We start from the raw sequence: 11,421 nt of genomic DNA, 5'->3' as shown, positions 1-11,421 counted from the left end.
GCCCGCAGCTGCCGCAGAACCCGAGCCGGAACCCGAGGCCGCCGACACCGGCGCCGAGCCCGAGCCGGCCTCACCGGCCGGTGATTCGGGCAACGGTGAGGCCCGGATCGTCGGCGACGAGCCGCCGGTGAAGGGCCTGGGCATCGCCAAGGGTGCCCGTCGGCCGGGCAAGAGGTAGCCGCCGCGCCCAGAATCTAGCGGTGTACAGATCACCGTGGCCGGCTCTGATGGTCGCGGTGCTCGCCGCGACGGCGCTGGCCACCGGAAGCCCGGCCGGCGCGGCACCGCCCGGCCCGGCGCCTGCCGACTACGTCGCGCTGGTGGCCGATGCCGTCGCCGGATGCGACCGGGTGGACGTGCTGCTGCTGGGAGCCTTCTCCTCGTTCGCGAACTACAGTCCGGCGATCCGGACCAAGATCGGCCGGGTGGTCATCACCGGCCGGCCGCTGGAGGGCGACCCCGAACTGGAAGCGGGCGAGTCGTTCAACTGCCTCTACGATCACCCGTCCTGCGAGATGGTCTTCCACCAGCAGCTTCCGCAGTTCGACCACGACTTCGTCGACGTTCCCCGCAGCGAATGCGACACCACACCGAACCGGGCCGGATGCGCCGGAACCGTCTACGGCCCCACCCTGGCGATGGCGCGGGCGCTGGGGCCCGCCGGGCTGCCCAACACCGTCGCACAGATCATGCTCGACGATCCTGGCCCGTGGGCCGTCGACACCTGGGAAGAGGCCGGCTACGGCGGGCGCACGATGTTCTGGGACCAGTCGACGGCCCTGGCGCTGCTCGATCCCAGCCTGTTCCGGCCGGTCGGGGCACACCTGGAGACGGTGCTGAGCCCGCAGGATTTCCAGGACGCGTGGGTCGAGTACACCAACCTGTCGGTGTCCTACCGATAGCTGCGCGGGAAAATCGGTTGGACAACCGTGGGAGAATTGTCGACGTGACTACCCATCCGGCACCGTGGCAGGCGAGCAGCCAGCACTCGCGCCAGCGTGTGTTCTCGCAGTCGAGCAAGCTGCAGGACGTCCTCTACGAGATCCGCGGCCCGGTACACGAACACGCGTCGCGGCTGGAGGCCGAGGGGCACCGCATCCTCAAGCTCAACATCGGCAACCCGGCACCGTTCGGCTTCGAGGCCCCGGATGTCATCATGCGCGACATCATCCAGGCACTGCCCTACGCGCAGGGTTACTCCGACTCCAAGGGCATCGTCAGCGCGCGCCGCGCGGTGTTCACCCGCTATGAGCTCGTCGAGGGGTTCCCCCGCTTCGACATCGACGACGTCTACCTCGGCAACGGGGTGTCCGAGCTGATCACGATGACGCTGCAGGCGCTGCTCGACAACGGTGACCAGGTGCTCATCCCGGCGCCGGACTACCCGCTGTGGACGGCGTCGACGTCGCTGGCCGGCGGCACCCCGGTGCACTACCTGTGTGACGAGACGCAGGGCTGGCAGCCCGACATCGCCGATCTGGAATCCAAGATCACCGACCGGACCAAGGCGATCGTGGTGATCAACCCGAACAACCCCACCGGGGCGGTGTACAGCCGGGAAGTCCTCGACCAGATCGCCGAGCTGGCCCGCAAGCACGATCTGATGCTGCTGGCCGACGAGATCTACGACAAGATCCTCTACGACGACGCCGAGCACATCGCGCTGGCCTCGGTGGCCCCCGACGTGCTGACGCTGACGTTCAACGGGCTGTCCAAGGCCTACCGGGTGGCCGGCTACCGCTCCGGCTGGCTGGTGATCACCGGGCCCAAGGAGAACGCCACCAGCTTCATCGAGGGCATCAGCCTGCTGGCCAACATGCGGTTGTGCCCGAATGTCCCCGCCCAGCACGCCATTCAGGTCGCCCTCGGTGGACACCAGAGCATCGAGGACCTGGTGCTGCCGGGCGGCCGGCTGCTCGAGCAGCGCGATGTCGCGTGGGAGAAGCTCAACGAGATCCCCGGGGTGTCGTGCGTGAAGCCCGAGGGCGCGCTGTATGCCTTCCCGCGGCTGGATCCCGAGGTCTACGACGTCGTCGACGACGAGCAGCTGGTGCTCGATCTGCTGTTGCAGGAGAAGATCCTGGTCACCCAGGGCACCGGGTTCAACTGGCCCACACCGGATCACCTGCGCATCGTGACCCTGCCCTGGTCCCGCGACCTGGCCAACGCCATCGAGCGGCTGGGCAACTTCCTGGTCAGCTACCGCCAGTAGCCACTCACCGCGGCCCGTCGCCGCGGCGAGCGTGAAGCCATCGTCACGGTCGGCGCCGAACGTGAAGCCATCGTCACGCTCGGCGTCGGGTGCAGGCCCTCCGGTCCACCGACGGCGGCAACTAACCTGTCGAGGTGGCGCACTCGCACTCTCACTCCCACTCGCTGAGCGGCCCGTCGCCGGTCGGCCCGCTGGCCGCCAAGCTGGTCGTCGCTCTGTTGGTGGCCATCGGAGTCGCCGTGCTGGCGGGTGCGGCACTGCTGTGGCCCAGCGGGCAGAAGGCCGACATCCCGCTGCCGTTCCAGAACGCCGCCGGCGGAGCGGTCACCACCGAGTCCGGGCGGGTGCTGTCCAGCGGTGCCGCCCCGTGCGGCAGCCCGTCGGCAGGCGGGGTGCTCACCTCCGATCCCCGCCCCGCCCCCGCGGGCACCGGCGCGACGTGCGTGCACACCCTGGTCGCGATCGAATCCGGGCCCAATCAGGGCGCCTCGACCCTGCTGGAGTTCGGCGGCGGTCCCGGTCAGCCACGCCTGGCCCCCGGCGACGACATCCGGATCAGCCGGCAGGTCGACGAGACCGGCACCACCAGCTATGCCTTCTACGACTACGAGCGGACGTGGCCGCTGATCGCGCTGGCCGCGGTGTTCGCCGTGGTCGTGGTCGCGGTGGCCCGGTGGCGCGGTCTGCGGGCGCTGATCGGCATCGTGGTGGCGTTCGGCGTGCTGGTGGTGTTCCTGCTGCCGGCGCTGCGCGACGGGGCGCCCGCGGTTCCCGTCGCGCTGGTGGCCTCGGCCGCGATCCTCTACGCGGTGATCTACCTGGCCCACGGGGTCAGCCTGCGCACCAGCGCGGCCCTGCTCGGCACCCTGGTCTCACTGTTGCTGGCCGCCGCATTGTCCTGGGCCGCCATCGAGTCGGCGCGGCTGACCGGGCTGTCCGAGGACCAGAACAACCAGGTGGCGGCCTACATGGGCAACGTGTCGATCACCGGGCTGCTGCTGGCCGGGTTCATCATCGGCTCGCTGGGCGTGCTCAACGACGTCACCGTCACCCAGGCGTCGGCGGTGTTCGAACTGGCCGCCCTCGGCGACGGCGCCGACCGCCGCGGCGTGTTCGTCGGCGCGATGCGGGTGGGACGCGATCACATCGCCAGCACCGTCTACACCCTGGTGCTGGCCTACGCCGGCAGCGCACTGCCGCTGCTGCTGTTGTTCAGCGTCGCCAACCGCTCCCTGGGCGACGTGCTGACCAGTGAGAGCGTGGCGATCGAGATCGCCCGCTCGGCGGTCGGCGGCATCGCGCTGGCCCTGTCGGTGCCGCTGACCACCGGCATCGCCGCCGTGCTGGCCACCACCACCTCCGTACGTCCCGAGCGGTGAGAATCACCGCGGCCTGAGCACTCCGTCAGTGACTGTCGTCGGACGGCGGTTCGGTGTCGCCCGCCGGTTCACGGGGCTGCGGGATACAGGCGGCCAGCACGGTGCACAAAACCGCGGCGCCCAACCCGAACAGGAACGCCGTGTGGAAGCTGTCTGCGCTGGGCACCGCGACACCGTCGACGACTTCCGGGGAGCGTGCGAGAACCGCGGCGATGACGGCTGCAGCGGTGGCGGTGCCCAGGGCCCGCATCAGCGTGTTGAGCCCGTTGGCCGCACCGGTCTCCGACGCCGGGACCGACCGCATGATCAGCGCGGGCATGGCGGCGTACCCCAACCCGATGCCGATCCCGATCAGCACGTTGATGGCGAGGATGTGCCACTGCGTCAGGTCGACCGACACCGCGGTGGTGTAGCCGACGGCCAGCACGCCCGCACCGGCGACCAGCAACGGTTTGGGCCCCCACCGTCGTTGCAGCCGGCCGGCCACCGGCGACATGGTGAGCATGGCCAGCCCCGACGGCATGAGCATCAGGCTGGCCTGCAACAGCGGCAAGCCGAGACCGCCTACGGCGGTGGGTAGTTCGAGAAGTTGCGGGAACGCGACCTGGGCGGAGAACAACGCGAAACCCATCACGATGGAGGCCAGGTTGGTCAACAGCACCGATCCGCGGGCACTGACCCGGAGATCGACGAGCGGCTGGGCGATCCTGAGCTCGAGCCAGCCCCACAGCAGCAGCACCAGCGCGCCGCCGGTCAGCAGGCCCAGCGTGTGCGGCGAGGTCCAGCCCCAGTCGTTGCCGCGCGAGACGGCCAGCAGCACCGCCGACAGCCCGGTGCCCAGACCGATGATGCCGACCACGTCGACGCGGCCGCCGGTGCGCACCGGGCTCTCCGGTACCGCCCAGACGACCAGCGCGAGCGCGGCGGCTCCGATCCCGGCTGCCAGCACGAACAGCATCTGCCACTCGAAGTGCTCGGTGACGAACGCGCTGAGCGGCAGGCCCAGTGCGCCGCCGACCCCGAGCGTCGCGCTGACCAGTGCGATCGCCGAACCCAGCCGGTCGGCGGGCAGCACGTCGCGCAGGATCGAAACGCCCAGCGGGATGACGCCCATCCCCAGGCCCTGCAGTCCGCGGCCGACGATCAGCGTGTGCACAGTCGGCGACAGCGCACACACCACCGAGCCCGTGATCAGCACGCCGAGCAGCACCATCACCACCCGGCGCTTGCCGTACATGTCGCCGAACCTGCCGGAGATCGGGGTGCCGATGGCGGCGACCAACAACGTGATGGTGATGACCCAGGCGGTGTTGCTGCTGGAGGTGTCGAGCAGGCGGGGCAGCTCGGCCTGGATCGGGATGAGGATCGTATGGGTGAACGCTGCGCCGAGACCTGCGAAGGCCAGCGCCGCCACCACCCGGTTCGGCCGGGCCGGGGGCGTCGTCGACGCGGCGGCGTCGTGTGACAGACCGGCGAGAGCCATTGCCGCCGACATCCTCCCTCCCCGCCGTACGGAAACGCTGCGTACTGTGAGCTGAGATCCAGTATCAGAGTCGAGTCACGATATCAGTCTGGATACGCCGGCTCAGAGGTGCGGTAGCCTCATGACCATGACCGCCGGTGTGCGCGAGAAGGCGCGAAACGCGTTCCGCGCCGAGATCGCCGCGGCGTTGAGCGAGGTCTTCGCCGAACGCGGCTTCGACCAGGTCACCGTCGAGGAAGCCGCCCGCGCGACCGGAATCTCCCGCGCGACGTTCTTCCGCTACTTCGGCTCGAAGGAAGACGCCGTCATCGCCGCCATCGAGGCCTCGTCGATCGACTACGGCGCGGTGCTGGCGGCACTGCCCGCCGGTGACCGGGAGAATCCCTGGCAGCTGCTGCATCGCACGTTCGCCCGGGCGCTGGCCCACGTCGACGACGACCCGGCACCGCGACGCTCCCGGCTGCGGATGATCAACTCCACGCCCTCCCTGCGCACCCGGCTGGTGCAGCGCCGGCTGGCCCACGAAGACGCCCTGACCGCGGCGCTGGCCCAGCGGACCGGACGTCCCGACATCGCACGGCCGGTCGTGGTCGCGGCCCTGGCGGTCATGGACCTGGCGTGGCGGCGCTGGGCCGAGGACGAGAACACCTCACTGGCCGGCGCTCTCGACGACGTCTTCCACCAGATCGCCGACGCGAGCGCCGTCACCGCTTCAGCAGTTCAAGCAGGTAGTGCCCGTAGCCGGATTTGAGCAGGGTGTGGGCGCGGGTCTCCAACTCGTCGTCGTCGATGAAGCCGACCCGCCAGGCCACTTCCTCGGGCACGCCGATCTTCAGACCCTGCCTGCGCTCGATGGTGCGCACGAAGTCGCTGGCGTCGAGCAGCGAATCGAACGTCCCGGTGTCCAGCCACGCGGTGCCCCGGGCGAGCACCTCGACCGACAGCCGGCCCTGGTCGAGATAGGCCTGGTTGACCTCGGTGATCTCGTACTCGCCGCGTGCGGACTTCGTCAGACCGCGGGCGATCTCGACGACGTCGTTGTCGTAGAAGTACAGCCCCGGCACTGCGTAGTGCGAAGCTGGGGCGGCGGGTTTCTCCTCCAGCGACAACGCGGTCCCGTCGGCGGCGAAGTCGACGACACCGTAGGCGGACGGATTGGCCACCCAGTAGGCGAAGATCGCGCCCCCGCGCACGTTCTGGAACCGCTGCAGCCCGGTCCCCAGACCCGGCCCGTAGAAGATGTTGTCCCCCAACACCAGTGCCACCGAGTCGGTGCCGATGTGGGAGGCGGACAGGACGAATGCCTGGGCCAGACCTTCGGGCCGGGCCTGCACCGCGTAACTGAGGTTGACGCCGAAGCCCGACCCGTCACCGAGCAGCCGCTGGAACGCCGGGGCGTCCTGGGCCGTGGTGATCACCTGGATGTCGCGGATACCGGCCATCATCAGCGTCGACAGCGGGTAGTAGATCATCGGCTTGTCGTAGACCGGGAGCAGTTGCTTGCTGGTCCCGAGGGTGATCGGGTACAGCCGGGTTCCCGACCCACCGGCCAGGATGATGCCGCGCATCAGCTCACAAGGTCGTCGTCGGTCAGCTCGGTGGCGGCCAGGGCGGATTCCAGATCGTCGTGCCGGAAGACGGAGGTGACGTGGTCGTTCACCACCCGGAACGCGCTGGCGCCCGGCCCGGACTCGCCGGTGACCGACACGATGCGCTGCTCGACGACGACGACGCCGTCGTGGATGAACAACCGGCCGGGTTCGATCCTGAAGTCGAACTTCTCGGCCCAGTCCCGCAGCGCGGCGTGCCCCTGGGCCGCGCCGTGGGCGTCACCGACCTCGATGTCGTCGCTGGACAGCGACAGCAGGGTGTCCACATCGCCCGCGTTGAGGGCGTCGTGCCAGGCAAGAACGGTGGCCATCTCGGAAGTGGTCATGTTCGCGAAGCATAGGCGTTCAGCCGCCCAGCCCGGCGAAAGGCCGCTCAGTACGGTGTGCTGTCCAGCCAGCCCTGCCAGACCGCGGCGTCGCCGAACACGTCGAGGCCGGCCTCGGCGGCCGACTTGCGGCGCACCATCGCCAGCAGCAGTTCGGTGACCGGGCCGCGCACCGCCACACTGCCCTTGCTGTGGCTGTGCGACCACCAGATGCCGTCTTCGTCGTGGACGATGGTCCACTCCCCCGTCGGGCCCAGCTTCTCCTCGGTGGCGTGCAGGTGGATGGACTGGCCCCGGGCCAGCGTGGGTGGGTGGCGCCGGTCGACGCAGCTGCGCTCGATCCATTCGCTCAACGCGTCGCCGGACAGCTCGGCCGACAGCTGGTAGTCGACGCCCAGCGCGAGCGCCGCGTCGGCACGGTGCACGGTCGCCTCGTGCAGGCGCCGCCGGATCCACCAGCCCGCGGGGCGCGGGCCGAGGAAGGTCCAGACCCGCGTTTCGGGGCCGACGTGGTCGACAGCGTCGATGACGAGCTCGGCGCCGCGGTTGAGCCACTGGTCGGCGGCGTCCGGGTCGTCGGGGGGACGGCCGTCTGGCACGTCACGCGGATCGAGCGGCTGGCTGCGGCGCTCGCTGATGATCTGGGCGGCCCACCGGTTGCCGCGGCCGACGTGCCGGAACAACTTGCCCAGTGTCCAGTCACCGCAGGTCGGCACGGGCGTGTCGGGATCTGCCGATCTGACCAGATCGCCGAATGCCCGTGTCTGCTCGAGCAGTGCTGCCCGGAAGTCCACGTCACGAACCTATCGCGGCGCGCGCTGTCCCAAGGCTGATCGGCAATGTTGACCACCCGCGCAACACCCGGGTGTCGCGGCGACTGCCCTGCCCGGCCAGCCGGGCGTGCGGATATCTGTCGAAGAACGTCCGCAGGCCCACCTCTCCCTCGACCCGGGCCAGCGCCGCACCGAGGCAGAAGTGCCGACCTCCGGAGAACGACAGGTGCTTTCCGGCGTTGTCGCGCTCGATGTTGAAGCGGTGCGGATCGTCGAACACCTTCGGGTCCCGGTTGGCGCCGGCCAGGTAGATGACCACCAGTTCGCCCCGCTGGATAGGCGTTCCGGCGATCTCGACGTCCCCGCGGGCGAAGCGCGCGCTCATCTGCACCGGTGAGTCCAGCCGCAGGATCTCCTCGACGGCGTTGGGCCACAGCTCCGGCCGGGCGGCCAGCGTGTCCAGGTGCTCGGGGGTGTCCAGCAGCATCCGGATGCCGTTGCCCAGCAGGTTGACCGTGGTCTCGAAGCCGGCGGCCAGCACCAGACCGGCGGTGGCCTGCAGTTCGCGTTCGGAGAGGCGGGCCGCTTCATCGGAGGCCTGGCTGGCCTGGATCAGCTGGCTCATCAAGTCGTCGCCGGGGTCGGCACGCAGCCGCTCCAGGTGGCCGGTCAGCCAGGTGTTGAAGCCCACCAGGCCTTCGTGCACCTCGGTGAACTGCCGCCAGGACAGCCCGATGTCGAGGCTGGGCGCACCGAGCTCGCCGAATCGCAGGATGTGCCGGCGGTCGCTTTCCGGCACCCCGAGGATGTCGCTGATCACCGCGACGGGCAGCTGGGAGCAGTAACGCTCGACGATGTCGACAACCTCCCCGCGCGACGATTCGGCTTCCAGGTCGTCGAGGAGCTGGTCGGCGGTCTGCTGGACCCGGTCCCGCAGCGCGGTGACCGCCCGGGTGGTGAACACCGAGGACACGAGTTTGCGGCAGCGGGTGTGGTCGGGCGGCTCGATCGACAGCAGCGAGGGCGGCTCGATCGGGTGCAGCAGCCCCGGGTGGGTCTTCTCATTGATCCAGCGCAGCGGGGCGGGCAGGCCCGCACCCAGCGCGGACACCCGGAAATCGTCGGAGCGCAGCAGCTCGTTGGACACCTGGTGGTCGGCGGTCATCAGCACCGCCCGGCAGCGCACCACGGGCCCGCGGACGCGTAGTTCGTCGGCGAACCCGGCGGGGTCGGCGCGCACCTGCGGGTCGGCGATCAGCCTGGCCTGCGGGTCGCCGCCGCGCCGTGCGCCGAACTTGGACAGCCCGCGGATCACGCCGTGCAGGGCCAGCCAGCGGATTCGCTGTCGAAGACGATCGGCTGCCATCACTCGAGCTTAAGCAGCGGTCGCAGATCGTCCAAGCGGTCGAACAGATGCCAGATGTAGGACGACGATCCGTTCTCCCGGTGGGCGTGCAGATCGGCCAGGTCGGGGTCGTTGCAGTAGCTGTCGAACGCGTCCTTGGAGTCCCACTCGACCAGGATGAGCGCGGTGCGCGGGGCGATGTCGCCGGTGACCGACTCGCGGAAGCGGCCCAGCGCGACGACCCGGCCGCCGTGCTTGGCGACCTCGGCCGGGGACCGCTTGGAATAGGCCAGGTACTCGTCGCGGTCGGCGACGTCGAAGAGGTTCAGCGCATAGACGGTCATGCCGCGACGCTACGCCGTGACTGGCGCCCCGATGGACCGTCCCAGCGCGTAGACCCGCCAGCCCGCCTGCAGCCACCGCGCCGTGTCGAGGCAGTTGCGCCCGTCGACAACGGCTTTGGCCCGTACGGTGCCGGCCAGCGCGCCGGGATCGAGGTCGACGAACTCGGCCCATTCGGTGAGCACCAGCACGGCGTCGGCGCGTTCGCAGGCCTCCAGCACCGACGTCGAGTAGTTCAGGGTGGGAAACACGGTGCGGGAGTTGTCCATCGCCTTGGGGTCGTAGACGTTGACGGTGCCGCCGTTGAGCTGGAGCATTCCGGCGACGTTGAGCGCCGGTGAATCCCGGACGTCGTCGGATTCGGGCTTGAACGCCGCGCCGAGCACCGCGATGTTGGCGCCGAGCAGCGACCCGCCGCACGCCCTGGTGGTGAGCTCGACCATCCGGGTACGCCGGCGCATGTTGATGCTGTCGACCTCCCGCAGGAACGTCAGCGCGTGGTTGGCGCCGAGTTCGCCGGCGCGGGCCATGAAGGCGCGGATGTCCTTGGGCAGGCAGCCGCCGCCGAATCCGAGGCCGGCGTTGAGGAATCGCCGGCCGATGCGGGCGTCGTAGCCCAGCGCGTCGGCGAGCAGGGTGACGTCGGCGTCGACGGCCTCGCACACCTCCGAGATCGCGTTGATGAACGAGATCTTCGTGGCCAGAAAGGCGTTGGCGGACACCTTGACCAGTTCGGCGGTCTGCAGATCGGTCAGCAGGAACGGCACACCGTCGGCGAGGATCGGGGCGTAGAGCTCACGTGCGGCGGCTTCGGCGAGGGTGGAGTCAGGTTGCACGCCCAGCACGATGCGGTCCGGGTGCAGGGTGTCCTGCACGGCGAGTCCCTCACGCAGGAACTCCGGGTTCCACGCCACCTCGACGGTGAGCCCGGCCGGGGCCAGCTCCCGGGCGCGGGCGCCGAGTTCTGCGGCGGTGCCCACCGGCACGGTGGACTTGCCCACGATCACGGCGTCGCGGCGCAGTTGCGGCACCAGCGCGTCGATCACGGCGTAGACGTGGCGCAGGTCGGCGCCGTACTCACCCTTCTTCTGTGGGGTGCCGACGCCGAGGAAGTGCACGTCGGCGAACGCGGCGGCCTCGGCGTAGTCGGTGGTGAACCGCAGCCGTCCGGCGGCGACGTTGCGCGCCAACATCTCCCGCAGGCCCGGCTCGTAGAACGGCACCTCACCACCGGAGAGCTTGGCGATCTTGCCGGGGTCGACGTCGACGCCGATCACCTCGTGGCCGAGTTCGGCCATCCCGACGGCGTGGGTGGCACCGAGGTATCCCGTCCCGAACACACTGCATCGCATATCGCCTTCAATAGGCAGCCGCGATGAGCGGGTCGCTACGCGACACTGAGCGCCAGACCAACAGCGGGTGACCACCCGGCGGTGCGGGGGTGCGCCCTATCGACAGAAGACCAGGAAACAGCCGTCGCCGTTGAGGTCGCCGGGCATGCGGCCGGAGCCGCCGCGGGAGGATCCCGAGTCCCCGGACCCGCGGCTGCTGCCGCCCGAGCCGCTGCTGGAGCTGCCCGCGCGGCTGCTGCCCGAGCCGCTGCCGGAGCCGCTGGATCCCATCCCGGGCACCGGCGGCACGGTGGGAACCTGCGGCGCCTGGGTCTGCGTCCGGGTCGGCTGCGGAGCCTGGGTCTGGGTGCGGGTGGGCTGCGGGGCCGAGGTCTGGGTGCGGGTCGGCTCGACCGTGCGGGTCGGCAGCTCGGAGTCCCCGTCGTTGTCCTGGCCCCCGTCGTTGCCCTGGTCCTGGTCGCCGTCCTGGCCCTGGTCGCCGTCGGGTGCGGCCTCGGGCTGGTCGGGCCACCAGTCGGGGGCGCCCCGCCGCCAGTCGGGCCAGCGCGGCTGCACGATCACCGGCGGAGGCACGATGACCGGCGGCGCGACCACCGGTG

Annotated in this window: 11 protein-coding genes and 1 pseudogene; 4 read left to right on the top strand and 8 right to left on the bottom strand. The window is 70.2% G+C overall.

The annotated features are described in order from the left end of the window. Nucleotides 1-200 precede the first annotated feature (200 nt). The 3 genes from ACXAID_RS24205 to ACXAID_RS24195 all read left to right on the top strand — a co-directional run bounded on the left by ACXAID_RS24205 (nt 201) and on the right by ACXAID_RS24195 (nt 3,591). Nucleotides 201-902, top strand: a complete 702-nt coding sequence (locus ACXAID_RS24205) for a hypothetical protein (protein WP_475024725.1) — start codon at nt 201-203, stop codon at nt 900-902. A gap of 17 nt (nt 903-919) precedes the next feature. Continuing rightward, the gene (locus tag ACXAID_RS24200) at nt 920-2,212 is read left to right on the top strand and encodes a pyridoxal phosphate-dependent aminotransferase (protein WP_475024724.1); all 1,293 of its coding nucleotides are present in this window, start codon (nt 920-922) and stop codon (nt 2,210-2,212) included. A 134-nt stretch (nt 2,213-2,346) separates the two neighbouring features. Beyond that, nucleotides 2,347-3,591, top strand: a complete 1,245-nt coding sequence (locus tag ACXAID_RS24195; protein WP_475024723.1) for a YibE/F family protein — start codon at nt 2,347-2,349, stop codon at nt 3,589-3,591. 25 nt (nt 3,592-3,616) lie between these two features. On the opposite strand, the gene ACXAID_RS24190 is transcribed toward ACXAID_RS24195, so the two are convergent. Continuing rightward, nucleotides 3,617-5,086, bottom strand: coding sequence for an MFS transporter (locus ACXAID_RS24190; RefSeq protein WP_475024722.1), 1,470 nt, complete (start codon nt 5,084-5,086; stop codon nt 3,617-3,619). A 115-nt stretch (nt 5,087-5,201) separates the two neighbouring features. Between ACXAID_RS24190 and ACXAID_RS24185 the strand changes: the two genes are divergently transcribed. Further along, the gene (locus ACXAID_RS24185) at nt 5,202-5,825 is read left to right on the top strand and encodes a TetR family transcriptional regulator (protein WP_475024721.1); all 624 of its coding nucleotides are present in this window, start codon (nt 5,202-5,204) and stop codon (nt 5,823-5,825) included. Here the strand turns inward: ACXAID_RS24185 and rfbA are convergent. The 7 genes and pseudogenes from rfbA to ACXAID_RS24150 all read right to left on the bottom strand — a co-directional run. Then, the gene (gene rfbA, locus ACXAID_RS24180; protein WP_475024720.1) at nt 5,779-6,642 is read right to left on the bottom strand and encodes a glucose-1-phosphate thymidylyltransferase RfbA; all 864 of its coding nucleotides are present in this window, start codon (nt 6,640-6,642) and stop codon (nt 5,779-5,781) included. The genes ACXAID_RS24185 and rfbA overlap by 47 nt on opposite strands. Then, a complete protein-coding gene (locus tag ACXAID_RS24175) occupies nt 6,642-7,010 on the bottom strand; it encodes a nuclear transport factor 2 family protein (RefSeq protein WP_475024719.1) in 369 nt (122 codons plus the stop codon). The genes rfbA and ACXAID_RS24175 overlap by 1 nt, the downstream gene beginning before the upstream one ends. Nucleotides 7,011-7,057: 47 nt before the next feature. Next, nucleotides 7,058-7,804 (bottom strand): maleylpyruvate isomerase family mycothiol-dependent enzyme, encoded by a 747-nt coding sequence (locus ACXAID_RS24170; protein ID WP_475024718.1) that lies wholly within the window; start codon nt 7,802-7,804, stop codon nt 7,058-7,060. A 1-nt stretch (nt 7,805) separates the two neighbouring features. Next, a complete protein-coding gene (locus ACXAID_RS24165; protein WP_475024717.1) occupies nt 7,806-9,149 on the bottom strand; it encodes a cytochrome P450 in 1,344 nt (447 codons plus the stop codon). Beyond that, nucleotides 9,149-9,472 carry a DUF1330 domain-containing protein gene (locus tag ACXAID_RS24160; RefSeq protein ID WP_475024716.1) on the bottom strand — a complete coding sequence of 108 codons (324 nt, stop codon included), beginning with the start codon at nt 9,470-9,472 and terminating at the stop codon, nt 9,149-9,151. The genes ACXAID_RS24165 and ACXAID_RS24160 overlap by 1 nt, the downstream gene beginning before the upstream one ends. 9 nt (nt 9,473-9,481) lie before the next feature. Further along, on the bottom strand, nt 9,482-10,822 hold the full coding sequence (locus ACXAID_RS24155) for a UDP-glucose dehydrogenase family protein (RefSeq protein ID WP_475024715.1): 1,341 nt from the start codon (nt 10,820-10,822) through the stop codon (nt 9,482-9,484). Between the two features lie 96 nt (nt 10,823-10,918). Beyond that, nucleotides 10,919-11,421 (bottom strand): annotated as a pseudogene (locus ACXAID_RS24150) (hypothetical protein); the annotation flags it as partial.

The organism is Mycobacterium sp. ABE4_509, from assembly GCF_056160785.1.
This window is presented reverse-complemented; position numbering and strand designations above follow the sequence as displayed.